We start from the raw sequence: 17,864 nt of genomic DNA, 5'->3' as shown, positions 1-17,864 counted from the left end.
TCCGGTCTCAAGCTGCCTGTTTTGCAGTGACGAACGCCGCAAGGCTCGCCACATTGGAGAAGTGGTTACGGGTGTCTTTGGCGTCGGCATCGATCTTGATGCCGTACTTTTTCTGGATCGCCAGGCCGAGTTCCAGGGCGTCGACCGAGTCCAGGCCCAGGCCTTCGCCGAACAGGGTCTGGTCGTCGCCGATGTCGTCGACGCTGATGTCTTCGAGGCCCAGGGCGTCGATGATCAGCGTTTTAATTTCACGGTGTAGATCGCTCATCTTCGGCGAGCTCCTTAATAAAGTAATGGTGCAAATAGTCGTTGAGCTTGCGCGAGGCCTGTGGCGGAGGCCCCTGCTCGGAAAAGGTCTGTGGATCTATATCGGCCCCCACACGGAAACTGAAGTGCACGCGGCGTTTTGGGATCCGATACCAGGGCTCGGCCTTGGTCAATGTGGTCGGGCTGACTTTGATGATCACGGGGGTGAGGATTTTCGCACCCCGCAGGGCAATGGCCGCAGCGCCCCGATGAAAGGCCGGCGGTTGGCCGGGTTGGGTGCGGGTGCCCTCGGGAAAAATGATCAAGGTCTGGCCGCTTTTCAGCGCGTCGGCCGCGGCGTCGAGCATGTCCATGCTGCCGTCGTTGCTGATGTATTCGGTGCGGCGCAACGGACTGCGGGTGAAGGGGTTCTCCCAGAGACTCTTTTTGACCACGCAGTTGGCGTGCGGCACCAGACCAATCAAAAACACCACGTCGATCAGCGACGGGTGATTGGCGATGATCATTTGCCCCGGACGGCCGAGTTTTTCCGCGCCCTGAATGTCGTAGGTCAGCACGCCGCTGCGGGCCATGAACCGGACAAAAAACCAGAAGCAGCGACTGACGGTCTTTCGCGCCCGCAGCCGATGGGCCTGGGCATCGCCAGGCAGGCAGCCGAGCAGCGGGAAAACCAGCAACCGCAGGCACAGCCCGCCCAGCCCGAAAAGGGTAAAGCTCGCGGCGGTGGCCAGCAGGCGCCAGTAGTAGGCGTCGCGGTTTTTTTCAGTTACGGGTTGCGTTGCCAGGTCCATACACGATTTTTCCAGGCATGTTGGCAGGTTGACTGCTGGCCGAGCAGGGTACGCAACAGATTCAAGGCATGGGGCCAGTGAGTTTTGGACAACTCGTCCGGGTTGCTGTTCAGGGACAGCTGCCAGTCATTGCCGGGTGTGACTAACAAACCGACCGCATAAGGGAACGGCACATCGTCGATCCAGGTCGAGTAGGCCTCGGGCGGCTGTTCTTCGGTTACCACCAGCAACACTGCGGGCGCGCCTTCCGAAAGCAGCGCCGCCGCCTCCAGCATGCCGTGCTCAAGGCCATCGCCAGCCGCGGCGAGCGCGGTCATTTCACTGGTTTCGCTGCGCATGATCGACCACAGGCCAATGACCGCGTTGTGCACCGAAAGACTGAATTGAGTCGGCGATAGCGGCTGATCGGCCGCCAGATCACTGAGGATTTCGAAGGTGCGCGGGGTCTCGCCGTGACGGGAAATAAAGACCAACGGTAGGTCTTGCCGACCATCGGCCAACGGCCAGCCGACACTGAAGGCCATCCGCGCCAGGCGGCTGAGTCGCCGGCGCTGCATGGCCGGCAAAAACGACACGTCAGGGGCGGCATCGCTGCTCTGGAGCACGACCGGTTGTCGGCTCCAGGCCTGCCAATCGTCCACGCTTTCGAGCCCAGGGGCCCATGCGCGCCATTGGGCGATGTTGAAGTTGATCACAAAGATTCATCCCGCCCCTGCGGGCTTTCCTTGACGCGGCGGCTCGCACAATCTGCGGCGACCTTACGTGGCGCTTAACGCCGAGTGGCGCGCATTATCCCGGTGCGGCGGGCGGGTAGCAAATGCTGGTTACATTTTGCACAACCAAATGTACCGTTCGGTTCGTGAAAAAGCTGTCGTATGGCTATTGTCCACATTGAGGTCGGCCGATCTGTCGGCTCTGTCTGCGATCAGCGCACGAGTTCGCGGCTTTTTCATCAAGAGATTGCGCCTGACTCTGTAGTCCCTTTGCCCGCGAGGTAGCTAAGCAACGCCGTGGACTACTACACTCGGTCATTCTTTGATACACGGAGGTTTTGACATGCGGCGCGTGGTGTTCAATCAGAAAGGTGGTGTGGGTAAATCCAGCATTGCCTGCAATCTGGCAGCGGTCAGTGCCAGCGAGGGCTATCGCACCCTGTTGGTGGATCTCGATGCCCAGGCCAACTCCACTCAGTACCTGACCGGCCTCACCGGTAATGACATCCCGATGGGGATCGCCGATTTTTTCAAGCAGACCCTGTCGTCCGGGCCGTTCTCGAAGAAAAATCAGGTCGATATCTACGAAACTCCGTTCGACAACCTCCACGTCATCACCGCCACCGCCGAGTTGGCCGACCTGCAGCCCAAGCTTGAGGCCAAACACAAGATCAACAAGCTGCGCAAACTGCTCGATGAGCTGAGCGAAGACTACGATCGGATCTACCTCGATACCCCGCCAGCGCTGAACTTCTACGCGGTGTCGGCATTGATTGCCGCTGATCGGGTGCTCATTCCTTTCGACTGCGACAGCTTCTCGCGCCAGGCGCTGTATGGCCTGCTGGCAGAAATCGAAGAATTGAAGGAAGACCACAACGAAGGCCTGGAAGTTGAAGGCATCGTGGTCAACCAATTCCAGGCCCGGGCGAGCCTGCCTCAGCAAATCCTCGACGAGTTGATTGCCGAAGGGTTGCCAGTGTTGCCGGTGTACCTGGGCAGTTCGGTGCGCATGCGCGAGTCGCACCAAGCCAACACGCCGCTGATCCACCTTGATCCGCGACACAAGCTGACGCAGCAGTTTGTTGAACTGCATAACTTGCTAGAGAACGCGTGATTCCTGCCGGTAACGCAGAACCCATGTGGGAGCGGGCTTGCTCGCGAAAGCAGTGTGTCAGTCGACATCCACATTGACTGTCACACCGCTTTCGCGAGCAAGCCCGCTCCCACATTTGGTTTGCGGTGGCCTTAGATTCCCTGGCTACGCAACCAACTCATCAACTGCGGCAGCGGAAACGCCCCACTCTGACGCGCCACCTCCCGGCCGTTCTTGAACAGAATCAGACTCGGGATCGAGCGAATCCCCAGCTGCGCCGACAACTGCTGGTTAGCCTCACTGTCGAGCTTCGCCAACCGACACTTACCCGCCAACTGCCCCGCGGCCTGCTCGAATACCGGTGCAAACGACTTGCACGGCCCGCACCAGTCCGCCCAGACGTCCACCAGCAACGGCAGATCGCCCTTGATCTGACTGGCGTAATCGCCTTGCTTCAATTCGAAGGGTTTGCTCAGTAGAACCTCGGCCTTGCAGCGGCCACATTTTGGATGGTCGCTGAGGCGCTCGGCGGGGATGCGGTTGAGGCCGTTGCAGTGGGGGCATGGGATGAGGAGTGGGTCAGTCATTGGAGTGTTCCAAATAGAGGCTAATGAAGCTGAGTTGGAGACGTCTGCTCACATTTTCAATCGTGCGGCGGCAATCGTCGACACTACGCTGAGTGTTGCGGGCGAGCCGCTGGTCCGCCCAGGTATATCGCAACTTGCGATATTTCGGATCTGTGATTAACTTTCATAGCAAAATGCGATAAGGATGTTGCATGCATGTGTTCACCGAAAAACCAATTCGGGAGGCTAAAGCCAAATGGCCTCAGGCGGCCAATGCGTTGGATCAGTGGTATCGAATGGCCAAGAGGATCAAGCCAAATGATTTTGCGTCTATGAAATCCTCATTTCCTGCGATCGACAAAGTAGGCGATCTTCACGTATTCGATATCGGTGGCAACAAGTTACGGTTGATCGCTTATGTCCGGTACGGGCATCAAAAGCTGTACATCAAGCATGTGATGGATCACCGCGAATATGACCGGGGAAAATGGAAGGAGGGAAGGGTATGAGTGTTTTGGTCAAAAAGGCTGCCGAGCATTGGGAGTACGTTGCTCCTTTGCTCCGAAAACCAAAAAACGAAGAAGACTACGACCTGTTGGTACTAGCGCTCGACGAATTGTTAGAGATGACCAAGCTTGATGAGTCGCACCCATTGATGAGTCTGGTGGATATCATCGGCGACTGGATTGCGGAGTGGGATCACCAACACCACCCGATGCGCGAAGCGAGTGGTGCTGAGGTTCTGGGTTACATGATGCGCGAGCATGGTTTGACCCAAAGCGACCTGCCCGGCGTAGGCCCCCAATCGGTGGTCTCGGAGATATTAAGCGGCAGGCGCCAGCTCAACCTGCGGCAGATCCGCTGGTTGGCTGAGCACTTCAAGGTACCGGTCGATGTGTTTATCTGAAATTACGACGAACAACTAATCTCCAAATGCTTCCCCCACTCCGGCGGCCGCTCTGCGTAGCTCTCCATCCCGGGTTGCTCCGTGAACGGATTGCTCAACACCGCGTGCAGGCGCCGGACCTCGGCATAATCGCCACTCTCCGCCGCATCGATAGCTTTCTGCGCCAAATAGTTGCGCAAGATGTACAGCGGATTGACCGCGTGCATCCGCGTGCGGCGTTGTTCCTGATCAACTACGCCTTCACGAGCAGCCCGGGCGACATAGAGTTCGCCCCATGCATCGAAACCCTTGATGTCGACGAAGTCATCGCGTAACCGGGTGACGGCCAGTTCAGGTGACTCATCACCGAGGTGGCGGAAGAACAGCGTGTAATCAACGCCGCTGTTCTGCATCAATTGCAGCAGGCGTTCGAGCAGCTTCTGGTCGTCGTCTTCAGCGGTGGTGAGGCCGAGGCGGCGGCGCATCAGGTCCAGGTAGTGGGCCTGGTACAGCGGCAGGTACAAGCCGAGGGTTTCGCGCAGGGCGTCGACGCTGATGAACGGCGTCAGGGCCTGGGCCAGGGCGCTGAGGTTCCATTGGCCGATGGGCACTTGATTGCTGAAGGAGTAGCGGCCCTGATCGTCGGAGTGGTTGCAGATGAAGTTGGCGTCGAAGTCATCGAGGAAGGCGAACGGGCCGAAGTCGAAGGTGATGCCGAGGATCGACATGTTGTCGGTGTTCATCACCCCGTGGCAGAAACCATAGGCTTGCCATTTGGCGATCAGTTCGGCGTTGCGCTCGACGATTTCACGGAACATCGCCAGGTACGGTTCCGGCTGTTCCAGGCATTCGGGGAAGTGCATGACCAGCACGTGCTCGCCGAGGGCTTTCTGCTGCTCGGGGCGCTTGGTGTAGTAGAAGTACTCGAAATGCCCGAAGCGCACATGGCTCGGCGACAGGCGCAGGACCATGGCCGCGCGTTCCTGTTTTTCGCGCCAGACCGGCGTGTCGGAGCCGATCACGCAGAGTGCGCGAGTGGTCGGGATGTTCAGGGCATTCAATGCTTCGGAGGCGAGAAACTCGCGGATCGAGGAGCGCAGTACCGCCCGTCCATCGCCCATCCGCGAGTACGGCGTTTGTCCGGCGCCTTTGAGGTGCAAGTCCCAATGTTCGCCGGCCTCGTTGTAGACCTCGCCCAGCAACAAGCCGCGACCGTCGCCCAGTTGCGGGTTGTAGGAACCGAATTGATGCCCGGAATAGATCATTGCCCGTGGCTCGGCTTCGGCCCAGAGCTTGTGGCCGCCGAACAGCTCGGCGAACACCGGCGTCTCGGCCACCGCCGGGTCCAGGTCCAGCAGTGCCATGGCCGCGGGGCTCGCGACCACCAGCCGCGGGTTGGCGATGGGCTCGGGCAGCACGTGGGTTGAGAACGCATCGCCCAGGCGGGCGAAGCGATTGTCGAAGGTCAGTTCGTCGAGGGCTTTCAACGGCCATCTCCAGCAGAGTGTCCGAGCATTCTGCTAGGGATAAGGCGGTTAGTCGAGTTTGGTCGGCGGCGGCTCTTGTTCCGGGACGTCAGGAGTGTCGATGGTTTTCTTCTCGTCCTCGACCGGCACCAATTTGTATTCCTGACCGTGCAGGTTCTTCAGGTAAACCTCCATCTGACGGAACGAGATGTTGATGTTCTGCTTCTTGAACTCGTGGTTGATGAAGCGGTTGACCTCGTCGATGACCGGGTTGCGGTCGCCGAGGTCACGCACGTGCATGCGCAACTCGTGGTCGAGGGTGCTTTCACCGAAGTTCAGGAAGTACACATGTGGCTCGGGTTCCTTGAGCACGCGCGGGTTTTCCCGGGCGGCTTGCAGCAACAAGGCCCTGACCAGATCCAGGTCCGAACCGTAATCGACGCCGAGCTTGAGGGTCACTCGGGTGATGGTGTCGGTCAGCGACCAGTTGATCAGTTGCCCGGTGATGAACGTCTTGTTCGGGACGATGATGTCCTTGCGGTCGAAGTCGGTGATGGTCGTGGCGCGAATGCGGATCTTGCTCACCGTGCCCGACAGGTTGCCGATGGTGATGGTGTCGCCGATCCGCACCGGACGTTCGAACAGGATCATGATGCCGGAGATGAAGTTCGCAAAGATCTCCTGCATCCCGAAACCGAGGCCTACCGAGAGCGCCGCCACCAGCCATTGCAACTTGTCCCAACTCACGCCGAGTGTGGACAGGGTCGTGACAAAACCGACGCCGGCGATCACGTAGGACAGCAAGGTGGTCGTGGCGTAAGCGCTGCCCTGGGCCAGATTGAGCTTGGACAGCACCAACACTTCCAGCAGGCCGGGTAAGTTGCGCGCCAGGGCGAAGGTGATACCAATGATGATCAGCGCTCCGAGCAGGTCGCCGATGCTGATCGGCACCATGCTCATGTTGGCGCCGGTGCCGCTGGTGTATTCGTAGAGGGTGATGTTGTCCAGGTACGAGAACACTGAAATCAGGTCCGACCAGACCCAGTACAGCGCCGCGATGAAACCGCCGAGCAATGCCAGACGAATCAGGCGCAGGGACTGTTCGTTGACCTTCTCGATGTCCAGCGTTGGTTCTTCGATCACCGCTTCGCCGTCGCCCGCCTCTTTGGCAGCCTGACGTTTGGCCAGGGCGCGTTGATAGGCCAGGCGTCGGGCCGCAACGCTCAAACCACGGACGAACGTCGCTTCAATCACCAGCCAGAACATCAGCAGGTACAGGGTGTTGATCAGCCGGTCGCTGAGTTTCAGCGCGGTGTAGTAGTAGCCAAAGCACACGGCCACGAACAACGCGACGGGCAGGACGGTGAACATGATCCCAACCGCTTTGCGAAACAGCGAGGCGCTCTCGTGGGTCGGGCTGCTGATCAGCAGGCGACTGAGCAGCCAGGCCATCAAGGCATAACACGTCAGCACCACCGGCATACCGAGTACGTCATCGGCCAGGGCCGCCGGTTGCAATTCAGCAACCGCCACCACAGCCACCAGTGCCATGACCACCAGCCCGAGTCGACGGACCCAGCCCTGGAGGAATTCGACCTGAGGTTTTTCCCAGCGGAAATGCAGCTCAGCCACGCCGCCCGGCGCGAGGATCCGGTAGGCGGTGTAGAACACCAGCCAGGCCTGGCCCATTTGCAGCAGCGCGGCGCCCATGTTGGTGTTCTGCCCACGGGCGTCGATCTGCAAGGCATAGCCACACAAGGCCAGGCCCAGCGCCACCGGCATCGCCAGCAGAATATTGATCAGGATCGCCTGAGGCGTGTGCCACTGGCTGTCACGCTTGAAGTGGCCGATGTCCTGGTGAACCTTGTTCAGTCGGGCATACAGACTTTTGCGGCGCCACAGCAGGGCGCCGATCATCAATACCAAGGGCAGGAACAGCAGCGGTCGCTGAATCAGGCCGTCGCTCAGTTCGCTCAGGCTCGAGGTCCAGGGCAGCGTGGTGACTTGACGTTGCAGACGCTCTGGTACGCCGCGCATCCACTCCAGATCCAGCGGCTTGTTGCTGGGAATCCAGAACATCTGCTCGTCCAGCGTCGCCCGCAGGCTTTGCGCGGTGCTGAGCAATTGCTTCTGGTTGAGTTGCAGGGTGATGGATTCGTTGAGTACCGCACTCAGTTCGCGGTTCAGCCGTTCGAGCAGGTCGGCGCGGGTGTTGGCCAGGTCCAGCAGGTTCTTGCGCAACTGCGGGGTGACTTGCTCTGGCGGTTGAGTCGCCAGCAGGTTGTCGACGTAAGTGGCCGGGTTGCTGAGCAGTTCCCGTTGCTGGCTGACTTCAAACTGATACAGGCGAATGTCGGCGATCTGGTCTGCCAGGTCGCGGTCGAGCTTGAGGCGCGGCAGGGCCTGTTTCTGTTTATAGAGAATCTTGGAGAGCAGCAGGCTGCCCCTGAGCACGTTGATTTGCTCGTCCAGGGCCGAATCGCTCTGGGTCACGCTGTCCAGTTGTTGCTTGGTCTGCAGGTTCTGCTGGGTAACTTCGTTGAGACGGTCGGTGCTTTTGAGCAGGTAGTCCGAGAGCTTCAGGTTCGCCGCGCTTTCAGTGGCCAGCAAGCTGCTGCCGCCGGACTTCTGGGCTTCGATGGACTGTTGGGTCACCGTCTCTTGGGACTGGGCCAGGCGCTTCTGGTTGATCAGGGTTTGCAGTTCCTGGATTTCCTGGTCCTGGCGCGAGACTTTTTCCGAGAGCACGTCATGTTGGCTGTTGCCCAGGTCTTGCAACTGGCTGTTGCCGGCCAGTTCCTGGCGGCGCAGCGGGATCAGGGCGTTGAGTGCCGCGAGTTCGGCGTTGAGCTGATCACGTTGCTCGCCGCTCAAGGTCTTGCCGTTGTCTCTACCGGCCTTGAGAATGTTGTTGATCTGTTGAATGCGCGTCTGGCTGCTGGCGATCTCGGCCTGGGCGCGCTCGGGGCGGGTCTGGGCGGTGATGATCAGGCTGTTGGCGTCGGCCAGGGCTTTTTGCAGATCGCTTTGCTGGGTCGAGCGCTCGGTCAGCATCTGCTCGAGTTGCGCGATCGACAGATTGGCGTAGCGCTGCTCGATCGGCACCACTTTGGTGGCTTTGAGCCGGGCCAGCTCACGCTGGTTCTCTATGTTCTGCTTGGGCGCAGTGGCCAGTTGCTGCTTCAAATCGATCAGTTTCTGATCATAATCACGCCTGTTGTTGAGCTGGGTCAGCGTGTTCTGCAGGACGGTTTGCAGGGCTTTCTGATCGGCTTCCGGCAGTTTGCGGTCGGCGATTTTGTCCAGGCTCGCCTGCACGGCTTCGCTGGACGGCGGTTCGGCAGCTTGAAGTGTACCGACGGAGAGGCTCAAGCCCAGCAGGGCCATGATTAAAAAATTGCGCAGGGTTGGCATAGAGACCGATCGAAGCTAGGTGAAAAGAATGGCAGTTTAGAGGAACAAGCCCGGACCGGGGCGACTTCCTTCGGGGAATCTGACGCCCACTTTGCCGATCTTGTTCCCTTCCATGACCGCAACGGTCCAGATGGTGTTGTTCCACTCCACCTGGTCGCCCACGACCGGCGCACCGCCGACCTTCTGGGCAATGAAGTGGGCCAGGGACATGTCCGGATCGATGCCTTCGACTTTCAACCCGTACAGCGCCGCAACCGCAGCCAGCTGGGCGTCTCCTTCGAGTACGAAGTCGCCGAAGAAGCGCAAATCGAGGCCGCGTTGCGGTGCCTGGCTGAAGAGTTTTCCGAGCGCTGCCAAGTTGTGTTCGTGACCGATTACGCAGAGCAAATCGTCGACTTCGAGCACTGTACTACCCGACGGATGGAGTAGTTGCTGGCCACGAAACAGCGCCGCGATACGCGTGCCGTCGGGCATTTTCAGTTCACGTAGAGGCGAGCCGATGCACCATTTCTCGGCACCGAGGCGATAAACGAACATTTCCCACTCGCTGGTGACGTGGACTTCCAGTGCTGAACGGGAGATCGGTGCCGGCTCTGGCGGAACCGTCACCTTCAACAATTTGGCGACCCACGGCAGGCTCGTGCCCTGCACCAGCAGCGACACCAACACGATAAAGAAGGCGAGGTTGAAATAGAGCTGAGCGTTCGGCAGCCCGGCCATCAGCGGGAACACTGCCAGAATAATCGGGACCGCGCCGCGTAGGCCTACCCAGGAAATAAAGGCTTTTTCGCGGCCATGGAACGCTTTGAACGGCAGCAGGCCGACCATCACCGACAGCGGCCGGGCGAATAAAATCATCCACAGCGCCAGGCCTAGCGCGGGCAGGGCGATCGGCAACAAATCGTGAGGCGTGACCAGCAGCCCCAGCACCAGGAACATGCCGATCTGGGCCAGCCACGCCATGCCGTCGAGCATGTGCAGAATGCCGTGACGGCTGCGCACCGGACGGTTGCCGATCACCAGACCGCACAGATAAACAGCGAGGAAGCCGCTGCCATGCAAGGCGTTGGTCAGGGCGAACACCAGCAGACCGCCGGCAATCACCAGAATCGGGTACAAGCCGTTGGCGAGGTTGATGCGGTTGACCAGTTGCAGCATGACCCAGCCGCCGCCCAGGCCGATCACACCGCCGATGCCGAACTCGCGCACCAGATGACCGAGCAGGCTCCAGTGCAGGCCGGTCTGACCGCTGGCGAGCATGTCGATCAGGGTCACGGTGAGGAACACCGCCATCGGGTCGTTGCTGCCGGATTCGATTTCGAGGCTGGCGGTCACCCGTTCGTTCAGGCCTTTGCCGCCCAGCAGCGAGAACACCGCCGCGGCATCGGTGGAGCCGACGATGGCGCCGATCAGCAGGCCTTGAATGATGTTCAGATTGAACAGCCAGGCTGCCGCCATGCCGGTCAGCCCGGTGGTGATCAACACGCCGACGGTGGCCAGCGATAGCGCCGGCCACAAGGCCACGCGGAAACTCGCCACCCGTGTGCGTAAACCGCCATCGAGCAAAATGACCGCCAACGCGAGGTTGCCGACCAGATAAGCCGTTGGGTAGTTATCGAAAATAATGCCACCGCCGTCGACGCCAGCGGCCATGCCCACGGCCAGAATGATCACCAGAATCGGGATACCGAGGCGGGACGAAAGGGAGCTCACCAGAATGCTCGCACCTACCAGCAACGCGCCGATCAAGAACAGGCTGTTGATGGTCGTAGCATTCAAAGGCAATACTCCAGAAAGCTGAAAGGCGGACACAAACTGACCATGCAGTCTGCGTGCCAGCGATTCTAACCTGTTGAAATGTGATGCTGTCAAAAAGCTTTTGGTCCTTCGGACCTTCGCGAGCAAGCCCGCTCCCACAATAGATCTGTGTTGTACACAAACCAGGTGAACAACACGGTCAACTGTGGGAGCGGGCTTGCTCGCGAAGGCGTCAGACCTGCCGACGCTTTTACTGCGCAATCCCTGTGGCGAGGGAGCTTGCTCCCGCTGGGTCGCGCAGCGACCCCAAAAAGGCAACGCCGTGAATCAGATTCAACACGAAGACTGAATTTGCGACTGCTTCGCAGCCGAACGGGGGCAAGCCCCCTCGCCACAGGAGTGGTGTTGTTGATTAGAGGCTAAACCGTCCAACCATGTTGTTCAGGTCCAGCGCCAGGCGTGACAGCTCGTTGCTCGCAGCACTCGTCTGATTCGCCCCGGTCGCTGATTGCACCGACAGATCACGGATGTTCACCAGGTTGCGGTCCACTTCACGGGCCACTTGAGCCTGTTCTTCGGCCGCGCTGGCGATCACCAGGTTGCGTTCGTTGATCTCGACAATCGCACTGTTGATGGTGTCCAGAGACATGCCGGCACCACGCGCGATGTTCAATGTCGATTCCGCGCGTTCGGTGCTATTACGCATCGAATCCACCGCGTGTTCGGTGCCGCTCTGGATGCTGCCGATCATGCGCTCGATTTCGCTGGTGGACTGCTGAGTCCGGTGCGCCAGGGCACGAACCTCATCCGCAACCACCGCAAAACCACGTCCGGCTTCACCGGCACGGGCCGCTTCGATGGCCGCGTTCAGGGCCAGCAGGTTGGTCTGGTCCGCCAGACCGCGAATCACATCCAGCACCTTGCCGATGTCGCGGGATTCGTTGGCCAGGTCGCCAATCAGCGTCGCCGTGCTCTGCACATCGGCGCTCATGCGTTCGATGGCACTGACGGTTTCCTGCACCAGGTCACGGCCGTCACCGGCAGAGGTGGTGGCATTTTTCGAGGCTTCGGAAGTGCTCACGGCGTTGCGGGCGACTTCTTCCACGGCGCTGGTCATTTCGTTGACTGCGGTGGCGGCTTGTTCGATTTCATTGTTCTGCTGAGTCAGGCCGCGAGCACTTTCGTCGGTGACGCTGTTCAGTTCTTCAGCGGCGGACGCCAGTTGCGTCGCCGAGCCGGAAATCCGTTGCAGGGTGTCGCGCAGTTTGTCCTGCATTTTCGACATGGCCAGCAGCAAACGGCCCGCTTCATCTTCGCCGTCGACGGTGATCGGACGGGTCAGGTTGCCTTCAGCGATTTCTTCAGCGGCGCTCAATGCATTGGCGATTGGCTTGGTGATGCTATTGGTCAGCAACCAGGCGAACAGGAACGTCAGTCCGGTGGCGATCACCAGCAGCGTGACAACCAGATTGAAGGCCGAAGAATATTGATCGGAGGCCTGCTGGTTGGTGTCGATGGTCTGCTGGGTATTGATTTCCAGCAGGCGGTTCAGCGCGGTGTTGATCGCGTCAGAGTTTGTCAGCAAATCGGTGTTGAGCAGGGTGCGCAGTTCATCGACCTGATTGTTACGCGACAGCGACTTCATCCGGTCTTCAATCTGGCGATACTGACCCAGCAGCTGCACGTATTGATCATAGGTCGCACGTTCTTGAGGGCTGCTGATCAGCTTTTCATAAACGGTCTGTGCGGTGCGGATCTGCTGGTTGCGGGTTTCCAGCAGATCGATGGTTTTCTGCTGAACGTCCGGCTCGCGGTTAACCATCAGGCGATACGACAACACCCGCTGGCGCAGGGTCAACTGAGTGAACTCATCCAGACTCTTGATGCTTGGCACGCTGTTGGAGGTGATGTCTTCGGCGGCCGCGCGAATCTTGCTCATCTGGTTCAGGGCGAACACACCCAGGATCAGCATCAGAGCGCCAATCAGGGTAAAACCGAGGAACGCCCGCGGAGCGATATTCATATTACGAAGGGACATGGTGTTTACCGAAAAAGCGCATCCGTGCGGGGCTGAGACTGCTGTATGGATGACTTATCGGTCATACGACTAAAGTCTTGAGGCACTGCGTGTATTTGTCGCAGGAAGGGCTCGGCGACGAAGTGCAGGAACCAGATCCGCCTATCACAGTCTTTAAAGTTCGCGAGGAAGGTCGCCCGCCAGGAAAATCAAGGCCTTGCGCCCCAATAACCCTGGCATCGGTGGTGACTTTTCTTTATCGTACGCGCCCTTTGAAAATGCTTGGAAAATCAAAATGTTGGAAGCATCCCTTAGCCAATTGGAACAACTGGTCAGCGACCTGGTGCAACAGAACCAGACCCTGCTGGGCACCAACCAGACCCTGAGTGCAGAACTGGCCCAGGCCAAGGACGAAAACGAAAGCCTGCAACTGAGCCTGATGGAACAGGAAGAAAAACAAGGCGCCACCGCCGCCCGCATCCAGGCCTTGGTTGAGCGCGTCAGCGCCGGCCCTGTCAGCGCATGAATCATGGCACCGCAGGGGTAAAAGTCGTCTCGATCCTGGGGGAGGACTATTCGATCAAGGCGCCGGCCGGGGAAGAGCAAACCCTGCTGGATGCCGCATTGATGTTGAAGGCAGCCCTGGCCGACACCAAAAGGAAGTACCCGACGCTGATCGGTGACCGCTTGTTGGTGCTGGCGGCGATGAATCTGTGTTCCCAGCAGATCGAAATGAAAAAGCAGCACAAGCTCGAACTCGACCGTTACCAAGAGCAAGTCAGCGCCACGGTTGAAGTGATCTCCAAGACGATCAATCAGGCCTGATCGGCTTTGCGCACAACCAAAGAATAAAATTGTCGTTTGCGTTGTATACAATCGGCACGGCTGTTGCAGTGTTTCAGCCTCTTATTCTTTGGGGGTGCTCCATGCAGTTCTGGCGACGCAGTATTCAATGGCAGTTGATCCTGAGTATGGGCACCGCCCTGCTGGTCAGTATTCTGATCGTGGTTGGCGTTTATACCCTGGTGGTCAACCGCCTCGCCCAGAGTTATCTGGTCGAACAGGCACTGCCGTCGAGCATCGAAGCGATGCGCAACGACATCGAGCGAATCCTCGTCCAACCCCTCACCGCCGCCAAGGACATCGCCAGCAACAGCATGGTGCGTGACTGGCTGGCAGCGGGCGAAGACAGTGCCCAGACCGACACCTTCGCGAAGTACCTGGAAGGCATCCGCGCCGAACACAAAGCCTTTACCGCGTTGATTATCGGCACGGCTTCAAACCATTACATCACTGAAAAAGGCCTGGACCGGACTCTCAGTCGTTCCAACCCCAAAGACGCCTGGTTCTACTCCTTCCTCGACAGCAATCAGCCGCGCACCCTCAATATCGACAATGACACCGCGACCGGAGAATTGGCGCTGTTCATCGACCTCAAGGTCGAGCAGGCCGGTAAAGTCGTGGGCGTTGCCGGCCTCGGGCTGAGCATGAAAGAGCTGTCGGAACTGATCCACAACTTCAACTTCGGTGCGCGCGGCAAGGTCTATCTCGTGCGTTCCGACGGTTTGATCCAGGTTCACCCTGAGGCGCAATTCAGCGGTAAACGCACACTGGCCGAGCAAATCGGTGCCTCGGCGGCGCAAGCAGTAATGGGTCAGCTCTCTACCTCCAAAGCGTCTGCCACCAGCAGTTTTACCCGCAATGGCGAAGATTTTCTGGCGTTGAGCCTGCCACTGCGAGATCTCGGTTGGACCCTGGTGGCCGAAGTGCCGCAATCGCAGATCTACGCCGAGGCCCGTCGGGCCATGTGGATGAGCAGCGGCATCGGCCTGGCGGTGGCGCTGGTGTGTCTGATGTTGGTTGTGTTATTAGCCCGCGGGATGGTTCGACCGATCCGTCAGGTAACAGCCGCATTGGTAGCCATCGGTAGCGGTGGTGGAGATTTGACCCACAGGTTAGATTCCAGTCGCGCCGATGAGCTGGGCGACCTGGCGCGAGGCTTCAATCGATTCCTCGAAAGCCAACGCGACATGATCGGCGAAGTGCTGACCACCAGCGAGCGTTTGCGCACCGCCGTCGGCCAAGTGGCTGCGGTGGTGGACAACACCGCCGAGCGCTCCAGTCGCCAGCAGGAAATGACCGACATGGTCGCTACCGCCGTCCACGAAATGGGCCTGACCGTACAGGAAATCGCCCAGAACGCTGGCAATGCCGCGGTCGCGTCGCAAACCGCCCGCGATGAAGCGATGCAGGCGCGGGAAGTGGTCGGTGGTTCAATCCGGCATATTGAAAGCATGTCCGATGAAATCGGCGTCGCGGCCACGGCGGTGGGCGAGTTGGCGCATCAAGTGGCGTCCATCGATCAAGTGCTGGCTGTGATTCGCGGGATATCCGAGCAGACCAACCTGTTGGCGCTTAATGCTGCGATTGAGGCGGCACGGGCCGGCGACATGGGCCGTGGATTTGCGGTGGTGGCGGATGAAGTGCGGACCTTGGCGCGGCGCACGCAGTCATCGACGGATGAGATTCAACAGATGATCGGCAGTCTCAAGCAAGGTGCGGAAAATGCCGTGTCGTCCATGCATTCGGGGCAAGCGGCGACCGGGACTGGTGTTGAGTCGAGCCAGCGCACCGGGACGTCGTTGACCGCGATTACCGGGCAGATCGAGCGCATCAGTGACATGAATCATCAAGTGGCGACGGCCACGGAAGAGCAGTCGGCGGTGACGGAGGAGATCAACCGCAATGTGCAGGGGATTTCCGATCTGGCGCGGGCGACGGCGGGTGAAGTCAGAGCTTGCCGCGAGGATTGTCAGACGTTGCAGCGGTTGGCGGATGATTTGGCGCGGCAGATGGGTGGGTTCAAGTTGAGTTGATGTGTTGTCGGTGCGGGCCTCTTCGCGAGCAAGCCCGCTCCCACATTTGACCGCGTTGTGTGGTTGAACGCGGACCACTGTGGGAGCGGGCTTGCTCGCGAATGGATTTCTGCACCACCACATTACTTCTGGTTAGAACCACTCATCCTGCATCCCAAGACACACATCATCCCGCGCCTCAAGAATTGCCAACTCATGGTGACAACCCGGCACTTCCCATGTCAGGAAATACCGCGCCGCTTGCAGCTTGCCTTTATAGAAGCTCACATCCGCGGCGTTGCCCTTGGCCAGCCCTTCCTCAGCGCGAATCGCCTGTTCCAGCCAGCGCCAGCCAATCACCGTGTGCCCGAACACTTTCAGGTACAGCGCCGAGTTCGCCAGGCTGCTGTTGACCTTGCCTTGGCCCAGATCCGTCAGCAGGCCGATGGTCACGGTTTGCAGGCGCGCTACCAGTTTTTCCAGCGGTTCACGCAATGGCGTCAGCGAGTCGTACGCCTGGGCGCGCTCGGCGGTGTTGGCGATCAGTCGAATCAGTTGCTTGAGCCCGGCGCCGCCGTTCTGCGCCAGTTTGCGGCCGAGCAAGTCCAGCGACTGGATGCCGTGGGTGCCTTCATGGATCGGATTCAGACGGTTATCGCGATAGTACTGCTCCACCGGGTATTCGCGGGTGTAGCCGTGGCCGCCGAGGATCTGGATCGCCAGTTCGTTGGCCTTCAGGCAAAACTCCGACGGCCAGGATTTGACGATCGGCGTCAGTAAATCCAGCAGCTCATGGGCCTGCTTGCGCTCGGCTTCGGTCTCAAGGGTCGTGGTGTCGTCGAACAGCCGCGCCGCGTACAACCCAAGATCGAACGAGCCTTCGACGTAGGCCTTTTGCGTCAGCAACATGCGTTTGACGTCGGCGTGTTGAATGATCGCCACCGGCGCGGTGTTTGGGTCCTTGCTGTCCGGCACGCGACCCTGCGGACGCTCGCGGGCGTACTCCAGCGAATACAGATAACCGGCGTAACCGAGCATTACCGCGCCCATGCCGACGCCGATCCGCGCTTCGTTCATCATCTGGAACATGTAGCTCAAGCCGTGGTGCGGCTTGCCCACCAGATAGCCGATACACTCACCGTTATCGCCGAAGTTCAGCGCGGTGGACGTGGTGCCGCGCCAGCCCATCTTGTGGAACAGCCCGGCCAGCAACACGTCGTTGCGCTTGCCGAGGCTGCCATCATCATTGACCAAAAACTTGGGCACGATAAACAGCGATATGCCCTTCACGCCGGCCGGGGCGTCCGGCAACTTGGCCAGCACCATGTGCACGATGTTTTCCGACAGCGGATGGTCGCCGCCGGAGATGAAGATTTTGTTGCCCTTGAGTCGATAGGTGCCGTCAGACGCAGGCTCCGCCCGTGTGCGGATATCCGACAGCGACGACCCTGCGTGGGGCTCGGTCAGCGCCATGGTGCCGAAGAAACGCCCGTCGATCATCGGTTGCAGGAAGCGTTGCTTTTGCTCCTCTGTGCCGAAACTTTCGATCAGGTTCGCCGCACCCATGGTCAGGAATGGGTAAGAGGTCGATGCCGCGTTAGCCGACTGGAAATGCGCAAAGCACGCCTGGGACAGCAGCGTAGGAAGTTGCATGCCGCCGGCGTCGAAACTTCGCGCGGCGTTGAGGAAACCGGCTTCAAGGAACGCATCCACCGCCGGTTTCACTTCCGGAATCAGTATCGCCTGACCGTTCTCGTAGCGCGGCTCGTTCTCGTCGCCCTTGCGGTTGTGCGGGGCGAAGAATTTCTCGGCGATGCTGCGGGCGGTGCCGATGGCGGCGTCGAAGGTCTCGCGGTTGTGCTCGGCGAACCGCTCACGCTGGGTCAGGCCCTCGGCATCGAGGACTTCATACAGCTCGAAAGCCAGATTGCGGGAACTGAGCAGCGTCTCGGACATGTCGGCCTACCTTCTTTTGGAATGGACCGAGTCTAGGCGGGGGAAGGGCGGGGTGAACAGGATGATTGATGAGCGTGATGGT

Annotated in this window: 14 protein-coding genes and 2 pseudogenes; 6 read left to right on the top strand and 10 right to left on the bottom strand. The window is 59.5% G+C overall.

The features are described 5' to 3' along the window. Positions 1-7: 7 nt before the first annotated feature. From AC1MEW_RS00810 to AC1MEW_RS00800, 3 genes are read right to left on the bottom strand one after another with little or no spacing between them, the layout of a single operon-like run. Positions 8-268 (bottom strand): phosphopantetheine-binding protein, encoded by a 261-nt coding sequence (locus tag AC1MEW_RS00810; RefSeq protein WP_201199993.1) that lies wholly within the window; start codon positions 266-268, stop codon positions 8-10. Continuing rightward, positions 249-1,058 carry a lysophospholipid acyltransferase family protein gene (locus AC1MEW_RS00805; protein ID WP_322270337.1) on the bottom strand — a complete coding sequence of 270 codons (810 nt, stop codon included), beginning with the start codon at positions 1,056-1,058 and terminating at the stop codon, positions 249-251. Before AC1MEW_RS00805 ends, AC1MEW_RS00810 begins: the two co-directional genes overlap by 20 nt. Then, positions 1,034-1,759, bottom strand: coding sequence for a beta-ketoacyl synthase chain length factor (locus AC1MEW_RS00800; RefSeq protein ID WP_201205104.1), 726 nt, complete (start codon positions 1,757-1,759; stop codon positions 1,034-1,036). Before AC1MEW_RS00800 ends, AC1MEW_RS00805 begins: the two co-directional genes overlap by 25 nt. Before the next feature lie 355 nt (positions 1,760-2,114). Here AC1MEW_RS00800 and AC1MEW_RS00795 point away from each other — a divergent pair, with 355 nt between their 5' ends. Continuing rightward, positions 2,115-2,885, top strand: a complete 771-nt coding sequence (locus AC1MEW_RS00795) for a ParA family protein (RefSeq protein ID WP_054053184.1) — start codon at positions 2,115-2,117, stop codon at positions 2,883-2,885. 131 nt (positions 2,886-3,016) lie between these two features. Here AC1MEW_RS00795 and trxC read toward each other — a convergent pair whose 3' ends face one another. After that, on the bottom strand, positions 3,017-3,451 hold the full coding sequence (gene trxC, locus AC1MEW_RS00790; protein ID WP_123435540.1) for a thioredoxin TrxC: 435 nt from the start codon (positions 3,449-3,451) through the stop codon (positions 3,017-3,019). Between the two features lie 191 nt (positions 3,452-3,642). Here trxC and AC1MEW_RS00785 point away from each other — a divergent pair, with 191 nt between their 5' ends. Together AC1MEW_RS00785 and AC1MEW_RS00780 are read left to right on the top strand one after the other, a co-directional pair. After that, positions 3,643-3,939 (top strand): type II toxin-antitoxin system HigB family toxin, encoded by a 297-nt coding sequence (locus tag AC1MEW_RS00785; protein WP_201200001.1) that lies wholly within the window; start codon positions 3,643-3,645, stop codon positions 3,937-3,939. Next, entirely contained in the window at positions 3,936-4,337 is a 402-nt protein-coding gene (locus AC1MEW_RS00780; RefSeq protein WP_201192043.1) for a helix-turn-helix domain-containing protein, read from the top strand. The genes AC1MEW_RS00785 and AC1MEW_RS00780 overlap by 4 nt, the downstream gene beginning before the upstream one ends. Positions 4,338-4,339: 2 nt before the next feature. Here AC1MEW_RS00780 and selO read toward each other — a convergent pair whose 3' ends face one another. The 5 genes and pseudogenes from selO to AC1MEW_RS00755 all read right to left on the bottom strand — a co-directional run. Further along, positions 4,340-5,803: a protein adenylyltransferase SelO gene (selO, locus tag AC1MEW_RS00775; protein ID WP_480425159.1), complete on the bottom strand. Its 1,464-nt coding sequence runs from the start codon at positions 5,801-5,803 to the stop codon at positions 4,340-4,342. A 48-nt stretch (positions 5,804-5,851) separates the two neighbouring features. Continuing rightward, positions 5,852-9,196: a mechanosensitive channel MscK gene (mscK, locus tag AC1MEW_RS00770; protein ID WP_480425157.1), complete on the bottom strand. Its 3,345-nt coding sequence runs from the start codon at positions 9,194-9,196 to the stop codon at positions 5,852-5,854. Positions 9,197-9,232: 36 nt separating this feature from the next. After that, positions 9,233-10,975, bottom strand: a complete 1,743-nt coding sequence (locus AC1MEW_RS00765; RefSeq protein ID WP_201200005.1) for a potassium/proton antiporter — start codon at positions 10,973-10,975, stop codon at positions 9,233-9,235. A gap of 391 nt (positions 10,976-11,366) precedes the next feature. After that, a pseudogene (locus tag AC1MEW_RS00760) lies at positions 11,367-11,966 on the bottom strand (methyl-accepting chemotaxis protein); the annotation flags it as partial. Positions 11,967-12,269: 303 nt separating this feature from the next. Next, positions 12,270-12,926: pseudogene (locus AC1MEW_RS00755) on the bottom strand (MCP four helix bundle domain-containing protein); the annotation flags it as partial. Positions 12,927-13,266: 340 nt separating this feature from the next. Here AC1MEW_RS00755 and AC1MEW_RS00750 point away from each other — a divergent pair. From AC1MEW_RS00750 to AC1MEW_RS00740, 3 genes are all read left to right on the top strand, one after another. Further along, positions 13,267-13,497 carry a hypothetical protein gene (locus AC1MEW_RS00750; RefSeq protein ID WP_008149645.1) on the top strand — a complete coding sequence of 77 codons (231 nt, stop codon included), beginning with the start codon at positions 13,267-13,269 and terminating at the stop codon, positions 13,495-13,497. Then, positions 13,494-13,796 (top strand): cell division protein ZapA, encoded by a 303-nt coding sequence (locus AC1MEW_RS00745; RefSeq protein ID WP_201200008.1) that lies wholly within the window; start codon positions 13,494-13,496, stop codon positions 13,794-13,796. The genes AC1MEW_RS00750 and AC1MEW_RS00745 overlap by 4 nt, the downstream gene beginning before the upstream one ends. Positions 13,797-13,897: 101 nt before the next feature. Further along, on the top strand, positions 13,898-15,847 hold the full coding sequence (locus AC1MEW_RS00740; protein WP_480425154.1) for a methyl-accepting chemotaxis protein: 1,950 nt from the start codon (positions 13,898-13,900) through the stop codon (positions 15,845-15,847). 132 nt (positions 15,848-15,979) lie between these two features. On the opposite strand, the gene AC1MEW_RS00735 is transcribed toward AC1MEW_RS00740, so the two are convergent. Then, on the bottom strand, positions 15,980-17,782 hold the full coding sequence (locus AC1MEW_RS00735) for an acyl-CoA dehydrogenase (protein ID WP_322270341.1): 1,803 nt from the start codon (positions 17,780-17,782) through the stop codon (positions 15,980-15,982). Positions 17,783-17,864 lie beyond the last annotated feature (82 nt).

Source organism: Pseudomonas sp. ASL4 (genome assembly GCF_056680395.1).
This window is presented reverse-complemented; position numbering and strand designations above follow the sequence as displayed.